Raw genomic sequence first — 18,595 nt, 5'->3', positions numbered from 1 at the left:
AATTTGGCTCTACTATAACAAAACTCGGTTCCAAGACGACGTTTCAGTATAAAAAATACTGTGATCTTTTTGCTTGCTTTGGGGTTTGATGCGCTCATTGGTCCAAAATAGCATGAACGAATAAATAGATTAATTTTATAAAAGATATCGGTAAAACTTTGAAAAATTTACAACTTTTCAAATCTATTTCATCAAAATGCAAGAATCCCACAGCAGACTACATGCCACGAATGAAAATAATATGGCTTATAAGGAGATCAATATGCATTCGAATAAAATGGCTTTCGCCCTGGTACTCGGCATGATGATGACAAATGTTTGGGCTGAATCAGCGCCTGCAACAACATCAGCAACAACTGAAGAAAAAACGCTTGCTCAACCCAATAGCAACACAGCATCTGAACCTCAAACAGAAGTTCGTGTTGAAGATATTGATGCACCAATCATCGAGTAATAAGTACCTATTTCTCAGCGGTTGAGGGTATGGCCAATATCTTCGACCTGTCTTTTTTAAAATAGCTCAATTCAATTGTAATCATCATTATAAAAATCAGGCTTTATCGCTAAACATTAACAGTTATATTATTTTTAAATCATCTAAAAATTTATTGAAATATATATTAAATTACAGCTGAAAATAACTAAAAAGTAAAAATTAAATTCTTCAGATCTATTAAACTAAAAGCGCTTGGATGCAATCATAAAAAGCAAATATCAAAGGAAATACCATGCAACTCAAAAAAATCATTTTAGGATTGGTGATGACAACAACAGTTTCACTCGTTTGGGCCGAAGACACAACGCCGACATCCTCTCCCGCCCCATCATCGGAATCATCGACACCAGCAACACATCCCGCTGTGATACTCCCCCAAGATGATAATTCAATAGATGCGGCCCCGGATGACAACGAATTTGATTTATCACCATCGAATCAAGCATCAAAATAAAAAAACGGAGCAACAAGATCTGTTGCTCCGTTTTTACATATTCAATGTTTAGCTTGCTAAATGAAAAGGTCTAAACTCAATTAGTCAAATAAACGATCGAAGAAAGATTTTTTCTTTGGTGACGATTTATTGTCATCACTTTCCATCGTGGCTTGAAGTTCTTTCAATAGCTCACGTTGGCGGCTGGTCAAATGTACAGGTGTTTCCACCACAATACGGCAAAGTAAGTCACCTTGCATACTGCTACGCACAGGTTTTACCCCTTTACCACGTAGTCGGAACATTTTACCGGTTTGTGTACCTTCAGGCACTTTCAAACTGACTCGACCATCCAATGTTGGAATTTCAAGTTCTTTACCTAAAGCAGCATCTGCGATACTGACAGGTACATCCATATATAAGTCTGCACCATCACGTTGGAAGATATCGTGCTCACGCACTACGACTTCAACGTATAAATCACCAGATTGACCATCACGGATCGCTTCACCTTTACCTGTTAAGCGAACGCGATCACCATTATCAACACCTGCAGGAATAGTAACTTCAAGGGTCTGCTGACGATCTGATACACCTGAACCATGACATTTGCTGCATGGATTTTTAATAATTTTACCTTGCCCACGACAGGTACTACATGTCTGCTGAACAGAGAAGAAGCCCTGTTGCATACGTACTTGACCTGCACCATGGCAAGTCTTACAGGTTTCTACATCATTTGGATTTTTTGAACCTTTACCATCACACACATCACAAGGTGCTGGTGCAGTAAAGGTAATGGTTTTCTTAACGCCTCTCACCGCTTCTTCGAGTGTTAATTCCATGACATAACGCAGGTCGGAACCACGACGCGCACGTTGCTGACCACGGCCACCACCGCCAAAAGCGCCACCGAAGATGTCACCAAACTGACTGAAAATGTCTTCGGCGCTGAAACCACCACCAAAGCCACCGCCGCCCATACCACCTTCAAAGGCGTTATGACCCATACGGTCGTACATGCTACGTTTTTCACCGTCAGAAAGAATTTCATATGCTTCCGCACATTCTTTAAACTTTTCTTCAGCTTCTGAGTTGTCAGGATTACGATCTGGATGATACTTCATCGCCAACTTACGGTAGGCTTTTTTAATTTCATCATCACTAGCGGTTTTAGCAACACCTAAAACCTCATAATAATCACGTTTAGCCATGATTGGCGATGCTCCACAAAATTTGATAATACTTCTATGCAGAGTAAATTGGGGGCGATGTTATTTTTTACAAGCGTGAAATGTGGTTTTTTTTAAAAAACAGCTTTTTTCTGTAAATATTTAGTAAAACCTTTGAGCCATGTATTGAGTAAATATAACCACGCAATGGCACTAAATACCACACCTGCCACAGTGCACGCTTTTACCCAAATGAAACTGTCCCAATAAAAAAAGATTAACGGAATAAACCATAGCGCAGCAAAGGCTGCCAAAATCAAAAAAATGAGAGCATTGCGCATAATCCACAACGCTTGCGCATGTATCCATACCTCTGCATTATCTGCCACTGCTACTTTACGTGCTAACCAATACGCCAACACGGCTGTAATCACCGTAAACAATGCAAGAAACATAAACAAATAAGAGCTCGTAATAAATTTACGATGCTGTTCTGGATTTGTTTGCCCCATGGGTGTTTTTGACCTCAAATTTATTGCATACCGATTTACTTATTATGCAATAAAATTTCCTATGTTATTTTCTGTTAAAGATTAAGTGCTACTATATTGAAGTTTTCAATTTTTCGCACCTAATATTCTCAACAATTTATGTATTTTCTGTAGTTTTTTTAATCTTAAACCAAGTCGCATACAACGCTGGTAAGAAAAATAACGTTAAAAGTGTCGCAATAATTAAACCACCCATAATGGCCACTGCCATTGGTCCAAAGAAAATACTCCGAGAAAGCGGAATCATGGCCAATACCGCTGCCAAGGCGGTCAGAATAATGGGACGGAATCGACGAACTGTAGCATCCAAAATCGCATCCCATTGATTCTGACCAGCTCGAATATCTTGTTCGATCTGATCAATCAAAATCAGTGAGTTACGCATAATCATTCCAGATAATGCAATTGTACCCAGCATCGCCACAAAACCAAAAGGCTTATTGAATAAGAGTAGGAATAACACCACCCCAATTAAACCTAACGGCGCTGTCAAAAATACAATGAATGAACGCGAAATACTCTTTAACTGCAGCATCAGCAAAGTAAATACCACCGCAAGGAATAATGGCATCCCTGCATTTACAGAAGTTTGCCCTTTTGCCGACTCCTCTACCGCGCCACCAACTTCTAGCAAATAACCACTTGGTAAGGTTGTACGAAGCTGATCCATTTTTTCAGCCAGCTCATTGACCACCGTTGCAGGCTGTAACTTGGTCCGAATATCTGCACGTACAGTAATGGTCGGTAAACGATTGCGGTGCCAAATCAAACCATCTTCAAATTTATATTGGAGTGTAGCGATTTGCGCCAAAGGTACGGTGGTGCCTTTGCTTGTTGGAACAGCAAGACTGGATAATGCTTCAACATTGACTCGCTCAGCCTGATCACCGCGGATACGAACATCAATCAGCTCACGTTTTTCACGATATTGATTGATAATTGCACCCGATATTGAGCTGTTTAAAAAATTCGCCAAATCTTCTGAGGTCACACCCATTTGACGGGCACGGTCTTGATCAATCACCAAAGAAATGATTTTACTTTGCTCACCCCAGTCCAAATGAACATTTGCGGTATTTGGATTTTCACCCACCAGTTGAGCAACTTTTTGCGCCTCCTGACGAACAATCGCAATATCTTCACCCGATACACGAAATTGCAATGGATAGCCGACTGGAGGACCATTTTCTAATAAAGAGACACGGATACGCACCTGCGGCAATAATTGGCGAATTTGTGTATCTAAGGATTTACGAATTTCATCACGATCATCCAATGACGATGCTAAAACCACAAATTGTGCAAAACTGGCTTGTGGCATCTGTTGATCTAAAGGCAGATAGAAGCGTGGTGTACCTGTTCCTACATAAGCAACATAATTATCAATGCCCTTTTGCTTGGATAAAAATGCCTCGACTTTCTTCACGGCATCTTCAGTTGCAGTCAGTGATGCACCTTCTTCCAATTTTAAATCAACCAAAATTTCGGCACGGTTTGAAGACGGGAAAAATTGTTGGGGTACAAACTTAAACATCACCACAGACAGAACAAAAACCCCAACCGTAATTGAAATGACGGTTTTTCTATAAGTCACACACCAGTTCACCAATTTTCTAAAGCTTTGATAAAATTTAGATTGATATGGATCAAAATGCTCACCAGTATGATGAATCACTGGCTGAGGTTCTGGTTGCTTTCGTAATCTTGCGAGAAGACGCTGATACCACGGCGCTTTTTGTGGCACTTTGTTAAAATCTGGAAGTAACTTATCGCCTAGATAAGGAACGAAAACCACAGCAGCAATCCATGAAACAATTAAGGCAATGGTCACCACTTGGAAAATTGAACGGGTATATTCCCCTGTGCTTGATGCGGCTGTAGCAATAGGTAAAAAACCTGCTGCGGTAATTAATGTTCCTGTCAGCATCGGAAATGCTGTACTGGTCCATGCAAAACCAGCAGCCTTCATCCTGCTATAACCTTGCTCCATTTTGATGGTCATCATTTCGACGGCAATGATGGCATCATCGACCAATAACCCTAAGGCCAGAATCAAGGCCCCTAGAGAAATCTTATGCAAGCCAACATCAAATAAATTCATGCCTGCAAAAGTCATCGCAAGCACCAGTGGAATCGAAAATGCCACCACCAAACCTGTACGGAAACCCAGCGAAAAAAAGCTCACCAATAAAACAATAATGACCGCTTCTGCAAGAACTTTGACAAATTCATGAATACTGCGTTGTACAGCCACTGGTTGATCTGAAACTTTTTTCAGCTCCATACCTAAAGGCAGTGATTTTTGTAAGGTTTTAAATTCAGTTTCTAGGTTTTTACCCAATGCGATGATGTCACCGCCTTTACGCATAGAAACTGCTAAACCAATCCCGTTCTCGCCCATAAAACGCATGCGAGGTTGTGCAGGCTCACTAAATCCACGATAAACGTCAGCAACATCGCCCAGTTGAATGGTTCTATTTCCCACCAACAATGGCATTTTTTTCAAGTCATCGACACTTTTTAAAGCACCACTGACTCGCACTTGAATACGGTCAGTGCCTGTTTCAAAAAAGCCTGCACTGGTCACACTGTTTTGCTTTGCCAAAGCCTCTTGGATTGCAGTAACGGGTACGCCCATTTGCACGGCTTTGGTGTTGGAAAGCTCAATCCAGATTTTTTGATCTTGTAAGCCCACCAGATTGACTTTACTGACATCTTTAACCCGTTGTAAGCGAAGCTGCAAACGGTCTGCATATTCTTTTAACGTTGCATAATCAAAATCTTTGCCTGTTAGGACATAGATATTCCCAAAGGTGTCACCAAATTCATCATTAAAGAACGGCCCCTGAACACCAGAAGGTAACTGTGTTTTGATATCGCCTACTTTTTTACGCACTTGATACCAAACATCTGGAATTTGGTTAGATTTTAATGAGTCTTTTGCCATAAACATGACCATAGACTCACCCGGACGCGAGTAAGCCATAATCTTGTCATAGAGCCCTGTGCTCATCAGTTCTTTTTCAATTTTATCGGTAACTTGTAAAGAAACCTCTTGAGCTGTTGCACCAGGCCAATAGGTTTGTACCACCATGACTTTAAAAGTAAAGGGTGGATCTTCACTCTGAGAGAGTTTTGAATAGGAAAATAGCCCAACAATACCGAGCAAAATCATAAAATAAAGTACTAATCCTTTATTTTTGAGTGCCCATTCTGACAAGTTAAAGGCGTTAAATGGACTCATGATCATGCTCCTTTTTGAACAGTTACAGCACGATTTTCACGGTCTACCGGTTTTATTTTTTGCTTTTCACGAAGTAAATGTACCCCTCCTACAACCACCCATTGCCCAGGATTTAAGCCATTCACAACAGTAACGCTGTCACGACCATAACTGCCCAAAGTCACTGAAACTTTAGCAATCGTTTGGTCTGGATTCACCACCCAAATATAGGCTTGATTGTTATTTGCTGAGACGCTAGATAAAGGCACACTCAATACATTTTGAATATTTTGATTAAAGAATACCCGCGCACTTTGCCCAAGTTGAATTGCAGACTGCCCTTCTTTTAAAGCCACTTTAACCATAAATGTACGTGATTGATCGGCTGCTGGAGAAATTTCTCGAACATAGGCAGCAAATCGATCTTGAGGTTTAGACCATAAAGTCACCCATGCATTTTGACCGACTTTAATCTCTGCAATGGCTTGTTCAGGTACACCTATCACCACTTCACGATCACCATCAATCGCCAGTTGGTATGCCGCTTGCCCTGCTGAAATCACTTGCCCAGTTTCAATATTACGTTGGGTAATCACCCCATTTTTATTGGCAATCAATTGGTTATAACCTGTTTGATTGGCGCTCACATCATAATTAGATTGGGCTTGTTTTAAACTTGCCTGAGCAGCATCATATTGATTTTTCACTGAATCATACTGTGAACGACTCACGGCATTGATCGGTAAGAGCTGCTGAAAGCGTTTAAATTCATCTGCTGCAGCCTTAGCCGCAGATTGTGCACTTTCAAGTTGTGCTTTGGCTGAATTCAATTGTAATTGGGCATCTTTCACATCAAGTTTTGCTAAGACTTGCCCAACTTTGACACGAGCCCCAACATCGACATAGCGTTCTGTAATTTGTCCCCCGACACGGAATGCCAATGCTGTTTGCTGTCGAGCTTGAACATCCCCCGCATAACTTTTTTGGTCTTCATGTGATGTTGCAGGTTGCGTCACCATCACCAAGGGAATTTGTTCCGCTTCAGGTGCTGGTTTGCTACACCCCACTATTGTTACACTACACAATACCAATAGGCTCGTGATCATTAAATTTAAACTACGCATAGGCAAGGCTCTTAATCAAATGCATTTTTTCGGGCAAAATAGAATGAGTATATTTATTTGCTCATTTTTTAATTAATATACTGCATGGTACAGTAATTGTGAATCATGTATAGAGTAATTGACCTATTTTTCTTTTTTTGGAACTTATTGTGCAAATAACAGCTGGACGTCCCAAGGACTTAGAAAAACGGAAACACATTTTGGAAGCCGCCAAAAAGCTATTTCTAAAATTGGGTTATCATGGTTCAAGCATGAACCAAATTGCCAAAGAAGCAGGCGTCACAAAGCTGACGGTATATAACCATTTTCAAGATAAAGAAACTTTATTTTGCTGCTCCATTGAAGAGACTTGTGCTGCATCCATCAATGCCCGGCCATTGCAGCTCAATGCTCAAAGTAATTTTTATGCGCATTTTTTTCAGGCGTGCGAGTTGACACTCACTGTTATTAGCTTACCTGAAGCCATTAAACTTGAGCATTTGCTGTTAGAACTTGCCGCAGAAAAAAATCCTTTGGCTTTACAATTTTATAATTCTTCCCATCAAAGAATGTGTGCAGTCTGGCAAGATTTTTTCCAACAAGCGGGCACGCTTAAATTTATTCAAGCAGATAACATTGAAAAACAAATCAATCTGATTCTGTCATTATTATTGGGTGTTCGACACCACGAGGTCTTATTGGGGATCCGCCCAATTCCCACCGAAGATGAAAAACAGCAAATCATCACCGAAAGTATTGATTTATTTATGATGAAATATAAAGCCAACTGAAATTATTTAAAAACAAAATAATGTCCAATTGTTGTTTAAGGCATACTCAATGCATATCGCATAGGCTTGTTGATATCAAAAGGGCAAAAACTAAAGCTAAATATCCAAATTAAAATTAAGCCAAAGTCGACTTCTTGCACAGTCATTTACATACTTTTGTAGGGAGTCTCTTGGATTGTGGTGGAATCACGTTATATTCGAGATAACAAGAACTGGAGAGTAACAAATGGTTCAACAAATTGATGCTCCGCTGCGTGAAGATGTACGCTTACTCGGAAACCTTTTAGGCGAAACGCTAAAGGAACATGCAGGACAAGATTTGTTTAATCAAATTGAACAAATTCGGGCTTTAGGTAAAGGTGCTCGAGATGGTCAAATTGAAGCAGAAAAACAACTTGAACAATTATTTTTAAATTTAAAAGATGATGAAATTCTGCCACTCACCCGCGCCTTTTCACACTTTCTAAATTTTGCCAATATTGCTGAACAATATCACGTTGTGCGTAGTCGTCGTCAAAGTGAGTGCGATGAAAATTCACCATCACCCAATGTGCTGGATCATTTGTTTAGCAAATTCAAAGATCAGCAAATTTCAGCAGAAACGCTCTATAAACAAATTTGTGAATTAAAAATTGAATTGGTTCTCACGGCGCATCCAACCGAAGTCAGTCGTCGTACTTTAATCCAAAAATATGATGGCATTAATCATTGCCTGTCTACTTTTGACCAGCAAAAACTGACACCTAAGCAACGTGCAGATGTGTTAACCGATTTAAAACAACTGATCTGTTCTGCATGGCAAACTGACGAAATCCGTCAGCATCGCCCAACCCCGATAGATGAAGCAAAATGGGGTTTTACCACGATTGAACAGACCTTATGGAATGCGGTTCCAAAATTCATCCGTGAATTGGATGACCTCGTTCAGGACAATTGTGCAAAGGTTTTGCCTTTGGATATTTCCCCAATTCGTTTTGCATCTTGGATGGGGGGTGACCGTGATGGTAACCCGAACGTCACCCATAACATTACTCAAGAAGTTTTGTGGTTGTCACGCTGGAAAGCGGCTGACCTTTATGTACGTGATATCGAAGATCTTCGTTGGGAACTCTCGATTGAAGCCTATTCCAATGAGCTACTTCAAGCTTTGGGTTATAGCCATCCTGAACCTTACCGCGAATATTTACGTGCGACCCGTGAACGCCTCAAAGCAACCCGTCAATGGTTGGCTGATAAATTACGTGGTCAACATTCAGATGTAGATCGCAGTTTAATCATTCGCCATAAAGATGAATTATTACAACCGTTATTACTTTGCTATCGTTCACTGATGGCATGTAATTTACCTGAGATTGCCAATGGTAAATTGCTCGACTTTATCTATCGAGTAAATTGTTTCGGTATTGAATTGCTTAAACTGGATATTCGCCAAGAGTCAGGTCGTCATCGCCAAGCTATCTCAGCAATTACCGAATATCTCGGTTTGGGTAATTTTGAGACATGGACAGAACAAGCGCGTCAAAATTTCTTATTGCAAGAATTACAAAGCAAACGCCCGTTATTGCCTAAACATTTAAATGAGCCTTCAGGTAGTCTGATTGAAAACCCTGATGTTCAAGAAGTCTTTGCAACCATGCGTACTTTGGCTGAACAACCCAAAGAAAGCTTAGGCGCTTATATCATTTCAATGGCGGAATATCCAAGTGATGTTTTGGCGGTACTGTTACTACAAAAAGAAGCGGGAATTGAGCATCCATTACGCGTTGTTCCTTTATTTGAAACCTTGAAAGACTTGGATGGTGCTGCAAGTACCATGAGTACCCTGTTCAATATGCACTGGTATAAACAGCATATCCAAGCTAAGCACGAAGTCATGATTGGCTATTCGGATTCGGCCAAAGATGCTGGCTTTATGTCCGCAAACTGGGCCCAGTATCGTGCGCAAGAAGAGTTAACGGCAATTGCCAAACAACACGGCGTTCAACTGACTTTGTTCCATGGTCGCGGTGGTTCAATCAGTCGTGGTGGTGCACCGACGCAACAAGCATTATTTTCTCAACCACCGGGTTCAATTTCAGGCGCAATCCGTGTGACTGAACAAGGTGAAATGATTCGCTTTAAATTTGGTCTAGAAGAAATTGCCTTACAAAATTTGGAAATTTATGCTGCTGCGACCTTAGAAGCGACATTATTACCACCCCCTGTGCCAAAACAAGCATGGCGAGATTTGATGCACAGCATGACGGATTTATCTGTTCAGGTGTATCGTCAGACTGTGCGTGAAAATCCTCATTTTGTTAAATATTTACGTACCGTCACCCCTGAGCTTGAGTTACAAATGTTGCCACTTGGTTCACGCCCTGCGAAGCGTAAAGTCAGTGGTGGGATCGAATCTTTACGTGCCATTCCTTGGGTTTTTGCCTGGACCCAAATTCGTTTAATGCTTCCTGCTTGGCTGGGTACTGGCGCAGCGATCAACCAAGTGATTGATCAAGGTCAAAAAGCGGTATTGGATGAAATGTTAACGGAATGGCCTTATTTCCAAACCTTAATTGATATGTTGGAAATGGTTCTCTCTAAAGCCGACTCAAATATTGCACTGTATTATGAATCTCATCTTACCGATGATGAAGACTTAAAAGTACTTGGTGCTGAATTACGTCAACGCTTGCATGATGCAGTACAAACCCTGTTGGCGATGAAAGGTGAATCGCAGCTGTTAAGTTCCAATGATGTACTTGATCAAGCCATGAAAGTACGTAAGCCGTATTTATTACCCTTGCATTTATTACAAGCCGAATTAATGAAACGTCGTCGTGCATACTTGGCTGAATGTCAGGCGGAGCATACCCCTGTAGATCATGCACTGATGGTCAGTATTGCTGGTATTGCGGCAGGTTTACGTAATACGGGTTAAGTTCAAGTTTCTTTGAAGGGGTACATAGGTACCCCTTCAACTTAGTGACCCTTGATAAAGTCATTTCTTTGATTATGGATATAGGCAGAAAAGCATTGGTTTCTTGTTTGGAAGCAAATATTAAAACTGCTACTCATCCAAGTATCGACTTGACTTTGTTTATAGAAAATTTCTGCAATAGGATGAAGGTAATAATTAAACCCATCTGCTTGTTGCTCAAAAGAACTATAACTTCGTGCATTGCTATACAAGTTGTTTAAATCTTGCGTTATTTCCTGAATATTTTGGTTAAAAAACCAAACGATTACATCGTTATTTTGAAATTCACGAGTTCGATAAACGCCTGTTTCATCACATTCAACCGCAAAAATTTTTGCACCTGAATCACTAAAGCTTGAATAGAGCAATTTGGATGATTGGATTTGCTCATGCTGACCAACCTCCATTTCACGAATTTGTCTCGATATATTTAAACATTCTGGTAATTTTTTAAGATCAGATTCAGCATTATTAATAAAAAGTCTTATTGCTTTATCAATGACATACATTTCACCCGTTCCCGTGATAACACCGCCATCCCACCCATACAACTTTACATCGTCATATTCCTCAAAATCATTGATATTTTTATCTTTTAATTGAATGTTTTTGTTATCTACAGCAACCACTACACCATCCTCAAGTTGTATAGCAATGATAAAAGTCATATTGTTCATTTTTGTAAGATATGCTAAACATATAATATCAATAAACTAATAAATGGTATAGTCATGGCTGGTGGTTCACAAATCATCATTTCAAAAAATGGCATAACAATTAAAACACCAAATGATTTTAAAGTTTTTGCCGGGCAACATCAGTTTAAAACGGGAAGTCGTGTTAAAGCTGAAATTCCAACACTTCCTATCTTAAAAGAAGAGACTCTATTTAGTAATAAATGGGATTTTTATGATCTTTTTTACCAGACTGATTTTTCTAATGTGAAATATAAACTCATCAATAATAAAAATAACACCTATGTTTCAGGAACACTGGATCAGCATGGGCGAACTCAAAGACTAAGCTCGGACCATAATGATAACTACGATATTCTCATTGGTACAGAAGAAGATTGGACCGTGTCTGTAGATGATGGTCTTGACGATGAGGACGCGTTTGAATACCTATGCCGTTCACATGACCAGCATGATCAAGAGGTTTAATGATGGATTGCTTAGCAAATATTAAATTTCTTGATGCATTAGAACAACCTATTCAAGGATTAGTCCATCAACTTTGGGTGGGGTCTTCTCTTATATCTGATCATGTTACTCCTGCCAGTGGTGAATCTGTTTGGTTTAAGCGACCTATAGGCACGATGATTGATGTGAGGATCAGGAGTAGTACATCTGGGGAATATCAATCTAAAGTCAAAATACAGCTGGTTGGAGAAAAAACAATTTTTATTGTTCGTAGCCCAAAAGTTTTACTGAAAGGCGTGAATCTTTCTACAAAGGATGTGGCAACTGGTACTTATCTAAGATCAACCTATATTGTGGCTGAAGGTGATTATTTATCTCGAATAGCGAATGATAATCAAACAACGACATCAGAATTGATCAAAATAAATAATTTAAAAAGTGATACAGATATTCATCCTGGGCAAGTGCTAAAAATCCCTGTCAAAAAAACAGCAACTCCTGAAAATAAAACTAAGCCAGTAGAAACAAAGCCTCGTCAGCAAGAAAAAACCACGATCATTGTGGTTCAGTATAAAGATACATTAACTTTAATTGCAAAGCTTACAGCTAATACGGTCGATGAAATTAAAAAGCTTAATGGGCTAAGCGATGATCATCTCCGTGAGAACCAAAAGTTAAAAGTCTATGACCGAAAAGTAGGGCTCACTCAAGCAAAAGCTAAAATTGAGAGCAAGAAAGATAAGAAATCTACGCCACCAAAAGTAAAACAGAATGCTTCTCAAAACAAAGAAGAATCTCCTGTGGCTGAAGTGGAAGCATTTGATCCTGTCAATACTAGTGGCTTATTACCAGAGGCATGTGGAGGAGAAAAGCATTACAAACGGGCATTAGCTAGAATTTCTGAACTTCATCCAATATATCAACCCTACATAATTCAATTAATTAATACTGGCTACCAAACACTCAACATATGTTGGACAATTACGGATGGTTATAGAAGCCCTGCAGCACAAGGCGCTTTATCTGGCGGGGTTACAAAAGCGGGACCATTAAAAAGTTATCACCAATATGGTTTGGCTGTAGATGTTTGGTCTGTGCGAGATGGTGAAATTGTTGCCTATAATCAGAAATTATCTCCACAAGACAGAAGAAATAGTGCAGAAGAAGATCATAAAAAATTAGGACCAATTGGTGAACAATTAGGATTAGTATGGGGTGGTCGATGGAAATCCCTAATTGATAGACCTCATTTCGAATTACATCCGAATGGAAAAACATGGCGTGACTTAAGACCTCAACTTTTAGTACTTGGTATAAGTAATTATAAAAAATTAAATTTTTAGCTTTCGGAGTGTTTATGAAAAATGTTTTAGCCTTGTTATTTTTTATTTTTATAGTTGGAGGTTGTACAACTAAAATCACTGATTCTTATAAATATACAGGATATGAAATTAAAAATAAATTTAAAATCTTACAGAGCTTTATCATAGATTATGAAATTGAAAATGGAGGTCCCGTCTTTGATAATGAAATTAGTATCTATAAATTAGATAAAAAAAATTGTGTGATTATTTCTCAAATAGATGGTGATTCTGGAGTATATGGAACTGAGACAATATTATATTTTTTCAATTCAAAATTTTTAACAGGTTACAGAGAAAATTATAGTTATACTGTTTTAAATAATGAAGGAACTCTAAAGTCGAAAATTCCAAAATATGAGAAGCATATGATTAATAATAAAAATCTTGTCGAGTTAGAAAAAGAATTTCAAAATTATATAAAGTATATAAACAGAAGAACGTTGAATCAGTGCTAACGAAAAATGAAACTATTAATTTAGAATAGAAGCAATTTCACACAAATAAAATGCCTAATTCATCAACAATTGCAAAAAAATCTCAATTTGAATGGAAAAAATTTAAGCAGTTACAAAATCCTGAATTATTCTTCTTTTTTATATTTATATTTTTTAATACTTTGATTTTACGCACTAACATTATTTAATTATTTGACCAAATGGTACAAAACATCAATTTTCCCTAATAAATGCAAGTGCTTAGTTTGACTAAAATGATTAAAACTCTCGAAAAGAAAGCGTATGATGTGTCCAATTTGTTTTTTGAGTGCTCAATTTATGTCCAACTGGTTTCCCAAATGGCGTCCTTATTCTGGCAGCATTGATGCAAGACCTGTCGGTACCAATGAGTATTTACCTCCTGCGCAAAGTGTCGTTTTAGGGATTCAACACGCATTTGCCATGTTTGGTGCAACTGTACTCGCACCCTTTTTAATGGGCTTTGACCCAAACCTTGCCATTTTAATGTCAGGGATTTGTACCATCTTATTCTTTATTGTTACGGGTGGTCGTGTTCCAAGTTACCTAGGTTCAAGCTTTGCCTTTATTGGGGTCGTAATTGCTGCAACTGGCTATGCTGCATCAGGTACAGGTACACCAAATGCAAATTTAGCTGTTGCAGCTGGCGGGATCATGGCATGTGGTGTGTTGTATGCAATGTTCGGCTTACTCGTCATGGCAACGGGAACCAAATGGATTGAAAAACTCATGCCACCAGTGGTGACTGGTGCAGTGGTCATGATCATTGGTTTAAACCTTGCGCCTGTTACGGTGAAAGGTGTCGCTGGTAATGACTTTAATATGTGGATGGCCTTGGTCACTGTACTGTGTATGGGTTCAATTGCTGTATTCACAAAAGGCCTATTACAACGCTTATTACTATTAGTCGGATTGTTATTGGCTTATTTGATCTATTTCATTGTTGCAAATGTAATGGGAAATGGAACACCGATTAATTTCACGCCTATTCAACAAGCCGCATGGTTTGGTACACCCACTTTCCATTCACCTGTTTTTGATCTCAATGCAATGTTAATTATTGCCCCGATTGCTTTAATTTTAGTGGCAGAAAACTTGGGGCATATCAAAGCAGTCAGTGCCATGACTGGCGAAAACCTAGATCCACAAATTGGTAAAGCTTTTGTTGCAGATGGTATTGCAACCACGCTTTCTGGTGGTGTCGGCGCACCTGGTATGACCACCTATGGTGAAAATATTGGTGTAATGGCCGTTACGCGTGTTTATTCTACGATTGTTTTTGTCATTGCTGGTATTTTTGCAATTTTCTTAGGGTTTTCACCTAAATTTGGCGCAGTTATTCATACCATTCCAACGGCGATTTTAACAGGTGCTTCAATCGTGGTCTTTGGTTTAATTACCATTGCGGGTGCGAAGATTTGGATTGAAAATAAAGTCGATTTTTCTCAAAATAAAAACTTGATGGTTGCCGCAGTAACAATCATTTTAGGAACGGGTGACTTTGCCCTTCAATTTGGTGATTTCAACTTGGGTGGTATTGGTACTGCAACGTTTGCAGCATTGATTCTGAACTGGTTCTTTAGCTTAAAAGATAAATCATAATTATAAATTGAACCTATTTTAAGCAGCCAAAAGGCTGCTTTTTTTTATTTTATATAATGTGAGCATCTACCCACAAATAAACGTTTTTTATTTCTTGGAGAGAGGTCTCACTCGATACATTTGGGTGATCAAGTTCGTTTAACAAGTATTGAAACGCTGCTTTTTGTTCAGGATATACATCTATCGCTTGTGCCACAGTATCATTTAAATTGCATGGCCATCCTTCTATATTATCCAATGTTAAAGGAAGCAGTCGTATTATCCGTTTAATTAAAGATTTTTTAAGGTTGATTAATTCTTTTGCTGTTTGATCAGATGCCTCTAATATGCGTAAATACCCTTGTATATCTGCATCATAACCACTATTTATCGCCTTAATTACATCTCGATCAATTTGAACATCGTTAAAAAGCGCAGATAAATCTTCTCCATAAATGTGCTGACAAAAGAATTTGATCCATGCTCCCCAACTTTGTAGGGAATGCTCATTTAAAACCTCGTCTAGAAAACCAATATCGACATCAACTTTAGGTATAAATGGGTGTAAAACCCTAAGATTTGCGCTTATTTCAGCAATTTTTTCATTTAAATTTTTAGGTTTATTTTTAAAAACAACACAAAGGTCTAAATCTGACTGACCGATAATTGCAATGCCTTGAGCGACACTGCCATAAACATAGATACTATGTAAATCTTCGGCAAAGCTGCGACTAAAAGCGTTAATCACCTCTTCTAGCACGGGCTGAAATGCTTTTTGAATCCTCATTGATTGCAACATTCATCCATTTTTAAATTTTCTCAAACCAACATCATACTGCTTATATAATATTTATTTTGTATTTCAATATTTAAAAAGCCCAATTGTCATCAATAGACAATTGGGCTTGGGCGATTTTATCATTGGTTCTTAATGATTGTTTTATAGACTGATTAACAAGGTTTTCTGTTTATTCACGTTCTAAAAAAGTCTTTAAACAAGGAGAAAAAAACAAATTCCCTTGATACATCCCCCGCAAAGTTTTGCTCATCACCATCACCCACAACATCATTAAAATTGCAGCAAATGCTAAGCCTGTATCTACAATAAAACTGAGATGTAATTGGTGACCTAAACTCAATATTGCCAAGGTAAATACACCCAGTGGGAAAGTCAGGCCCCACCAACCAAGATTAAATGGTAGCTCGGTTGCCGCATGTTTAAGTGTGGTTAGAACTGCGATTGCAACCCACCACACACCAAAGCCAAGCAAAATAAAACTTGCCACAATCCCAGCATTTTGAAAGAACACACCTAAATTTTCTAACTGAATCAATGCCAAGACTTGAGGAGCCTGAGCACCTAGAACCAAGAGTGCCAATGCACCTGTACCAATTGGCCCTAAAGCTAACCAGCTCGTAATTGCCAACTCTTTGCTCGGCAATTGATGTACAGCCAAACGTAACATCAGAATGGTGAGAATCCCAAAAGCAGGCAATACAGACATCCCCCACAGCATATAACTGGCGAATAAAATAGCCACTGCCTGTTGACTAGCATGCATATGCGCTAAAAGTAAGCCGCCTGATGTTGCTGCAACTTCACAGGCCACAATTGGCAATAGCCACATTGCAGTCATTGTATGCAATTGATGATCTTGTTTATGGAACATACAAAACGGTACCAGCACCCCGATACCCACCGCTAAAACCACATCGACGTACCACAACAACTGCGCAATTTGGAACGCAACATCACCATACATAGGTATGCCATATTTTAAAAAGCCATTTAGTACCGTTGCCAACCCCATTGGAATTGCACCTAAAAAGAGTGCCATTGCGGGATGGGAAAAAATCTGCTTCGCTTCTTGAGGATAGATGAGCCAGCGTAGAACATACAGTATGATAAATACAGTAAACAGTAGTGTGTTGAACTGCCATAAAATAGTTGCCAGCTGCCATAAAAAATCAGATGCAAACGGAAATTCAGGCAAGATCAGTGCAACAACCCCTGTTCCCATGGTCATGGTGAACCAGTTTGGCGTAAACTGTCGAATCACATCACCTGTTTGTTCAAGTTGGTAAAATGGCTTTTTCATTGCTTCATCCTCATTTCAGCAGATAAATTGATTATAAAAGCATCCTCTAATAAATAAAATTGATTTAATTTCATAAAATGAATCAACTTTACTGATATAAAAGTATTCTCAGTCATTTTTTTCTGGATAAAAACACAACAACAAAGACGAAACTGTGAGATTATGGCAATATATAGTCCTTTCAAATTTTAAGCTTATTTTGAAACCATGCAGCTGTTACGTCTAAATGCCTTAGCACCAAATTTTCAATTGCCCCAAACCGCTGTGACGATTGGCAATTTTGATGGTGTCCATTTGGGACATCAGGCGATGGTTTCTCAACTCAAAGAAGTGGCGAAAGCCCAAAATTTAAAAACCTTGGTGATGATTTTTGAGCCGCAACCTTTAGAGTTTTTCAAAGGTTATGAAGCACCACCACGGATTTCATCACTCAGAGAAAAAGTAGAATATTTATCTGAATTGGGTGTCGACTATATTGCTATCGCTAAATTTGATAATCAATTCCGTAGCTTAAGTGCTGAAAACTTTGCAAGCCTGTTAAAAAACAAACTCAATGCGCAAAGTTTGATCTTAGGTGATGATTTTCACTTCGGTAAAGACCGTCAAGGCAATAGTGAATTTTTAAAACAATATGGTTTTGATGTCACCAATCTCAATACCATTGAATTTAATGGCGAACGTGTCAGTTCAACCCGTATTCGCCAAGTTCTCCAAGCGGGTGACTTATCACTTGCAGCAAAATTATTAGGTCGTCCATATAGCATGATTGGTCGTGTGCAATATGGTGATCAAATTGGTCGTACTTTGAATTTTCCAACCATCAATGTTCGACTTGGCCGTCATAAACCCTGTTTAAGTGGTATTTATGCTGTTGATGTTATTTGCGAAAGTACCTCATTGACACAGAAAGTCAGAGCTGAGAACCCCGATAAAATAGGTGTTGCTGGCTATCAAACAGATGCGTTATTTGGTGCGGGCCATGTGGGAACACGCCCTGCAATCAAACAAGAACATCCAGAATGGCGATTAGAAGTACATTTTCCAAATGTTTCTGCTAATCTGTATGGTCTGTTAATGCGAGTCACTTTCCTCGACTATTTACATGGTGAATTAAATTACCCATCACTTGAAGCGCTTCAGGCGGGAATTGATGATGATGTCGAGCGTTTGCTTGAGTTTCGCAAAAACACCCCCAAATTTCCTTTTTAACT

General features: G+C 39.0%; 16 protein-coding genes. 9 read left to right on the top strand and 7 right to left on the bottom strand.

Features of this window, described 5'->3' with window-relative positions:
• Window positions 1–262 precede the first annotated feature (262 nt).
• Both AC07WY_RS20805 and AC07WY_RS20800 read left to right on the top strand, forming a co-directional pair.
• Entirely contained in the window at window positions 263–454 is a 192-nt protein-coding gene (locus AC07WY_RS20805; RefSeq protein WP_494737033.1) for a hypothetical protein, read from the top strand.
• A 274-nt stretch (window positions 455–728) separates the two neighbouring features.
• Entirely contained in the window at window positions 729–950 is a 222-nt protein-coding gene (locus AC07WY_RS20800) for a hypothetical protein (protein WP_494737032.1), read from the top strand.
• Window positions 951–1,030: 80 nt separating this feature from the next.
• Here AC07WY_RS20800 and dnaJ read toward each other — a convergent pair whose 3' ends face one another.
• The 4 genes from dnaJ to AC07WY_RS20780 all read right to left on the bottom strand — a co-directional run bounded on the left by dnaJ (window position 1,031) and on the right by AC07WY_RS20780 (window position 6,999).
• Window positions 1,031–2,143 (bottom strand): molecular chaperone DnaJ, encoded by a 1,113-nt coding sequence (gene dnaJ, locus AC07WY_RS20795; RefSeq protein WP_004718844.1) that lies wholly within the window; start codon window positions 2,141–2,143, stop codon window positions 1,031–1,033.
• Between the two features lie 92 nt (window positions 2,144–2,235).
• Window positions 2,236–2,613, bottom strand: coding sequence for a hypothetical protein (locus tag AC07WY_RS20790; RefSeq protein WP_004718846.1), 378 nt, complete (start codon window positions 2,611–2,613; stop codon window positions 2,236–2,238).
• Window positions 2,614–2,749: 136 nt separating this feature from the next.
• Entirely contained in the window at window positions 2,750–5,896 is a 3,147-nt protein-coding gene (locus tag AC07WY_RS20785; protein ID WP_151801881.1) for an efflux RND transporter permease subunit, read from the bottom strand.
• A 2-nt stretch (window positions 5,897–5,898) separates the two neighbouring features.
• Window positions 5,899–6,999, bottom strand: coding sequence for an efflux RND transporter periplasmic adaptor subunit (locus AC07WY_RS20780; protein WP_494737031.1), 1,101 nt, complete (start codon window positions 6,997–6,999; stop codon window positions 5,899–5,901).
• A 149-nt stretch (window positions 7,000–7,148) separates the two neighbouring features.
• On the opposite strand from AC07WY_RS20780, the gene AC07WY_RS20775 reads away from it, so the two are divergent.
• Window positions 7,149–7,769, top strand: a complete 621-nt coding sequence (locus tag AC07WY_RS20775; RefSeq protein ID WP_262084767.1) for a TetR/AcrR family transcriptional regulator — start codon at window positions 7,149–7,151, stop codon at window positions 7,767–7,769.
• A 226-nt stretch (window positions 7,770–7,995) separates the two neighbouring features.
• Complete coding sequence (gene ppc, locus AC07WY_RS20770; RefSeq protein WP_419281038.1) at window positions 7,996–10,686, top strand: phosphoenolpyruvate carboxylase; 2,691 nt, start codon at window positions 7,996–7,998, stop codon at window positions 10,684–10,686.
• Between the two features lie 41 nt (window positions 10,687–10,727).
• Here ppc and AC07WY_RS20765 read toward each other — a convergent pair whose 3' ends face one another.
• Window positions 10,728–11,393: a hypothetical protein gene (locus AC07WY_RS20765; protein WP_315079505.1), complete on the bottom strand. Its 666-nt coding sequence runs from the start codon at window positions 11,391–11,393 to the stop codon at window positions 10,728–10,730.
• A gap of 63 nt (window positions 11,394–11,456) precedes the next feature.
• Here AC07WY_RS20765 and AC07WY_RS20760 point away from each other — a divergent pair, with 63 nt between their 5' ends.
• The 4 genes from AC07WY_RS20760 (at window position 11,457) to AC07WY_RS20745 (ending at window position 15,306) form a co-directional block, all read left to right on the top strand.
• Complete coding sequence (locus tag AC07WY_RS20760; protein WP_262084765.1) at window positions 11,457–11,888, top strand: hypothetical protein; 432 nt, start codon at window positions 11,457–11,459, stop codon at window positions 11,886–11,888.
• 2 nt (window positions 11,889–11,890) lie between these two features.
• Complete coding sequence (locus AC07WY_RS20755; protein WP_494737037.1) at window positions 11,891–13,210, top strand: M15 family metallopeptidase; 1,320 nt, start codon at window positions 11,891–11,893, stop codon at window positions 13,208–13,210.
• Between the two features lie 14 nt (window positions 13,211–13,224).
• Window positions 13,225–13,686 carry a hypothetical protein gene (locus tag AC07WY_RS20750; protein ID WP_262084764.1) on the top strand — a complete coding sequence of 154 codons (462 nt, stop codon included), beginning with the start codon at window positions 13,225–13,227 and terminating at the stop codon, window positions 13,684–13,686.
• A gap of 318 nt (window positions 13,687–14,004) precedes the next feature.
• Window positions 14,005–15,306, top strand: a complete 1,302-nt coding sequence (locus tag AC07WY_RS20745) for a solute carrier family 23 protein (RefSeq protein WP_004718863.1) — start codon at window positions 14,005–14,007, stop codon at window positions 15,304–15,306.
• 49 nt (window positions 15,307–15,355) lie between these two features.
• Here the strand turns inward: AC07WY_RS20745 and AC07WY_RS20740 are convergent, their stop codons facing one another.
• Together AC07WY_RS20740 and AC07WY_RS20735 are read right to left on the bottom strand one after the other, a co-directional pair.
• Complete coding sequence (locus tag AC07WY_RS20740) at window positions 15,356–16,072, bottom strand: nucleotidyltransferase domain-containing protein (RefSeq protein WP_494737030.1); 717 nt, start codon at window positions 16,070–16,072, stop codon at window positions 15,356–15,358.
• Between the two features lie 181 nt (window positions 16,073–16,253).
• Complete coding sequence (locus tag AC07WY_RS20735) at window positions 16,254–17,384, bottom strand: TDT family transporter (protein WP_151957664.1); 1,131 nt, start codon at window positions 17,382–17,384, stop codon at window positions 16,254–16,256.
• Window positions 17,385–17,591: 207 nt separating this feature from the next.
• Here AC07WY_RS20735 and ribF point away from each other — a divergent pair, with 207 nt between their 5' ends.
• Complete coding sequence (gene ribF / locus AC07WY_RS20730) at window positions 17,592–18,593, top strand: riboflavin biosynthesis protein RibF (RefSeq protein WP_262084761.1); 1,002 nt, start codon at window positions 17,592–17,594, stop codon at window positions 18,591–18,593.
• Window positions 18,594–18,595 lie beyond the last annotated feature (2 nt).

Source organism: Acinetobacter sp. GW821-FHT01C12 (assembly GCF_059422625.1).
Note: the sequence above shows the minus strand (reverse complement) of the source record. Positions and strands in the feature narration are given on the sequence as shown.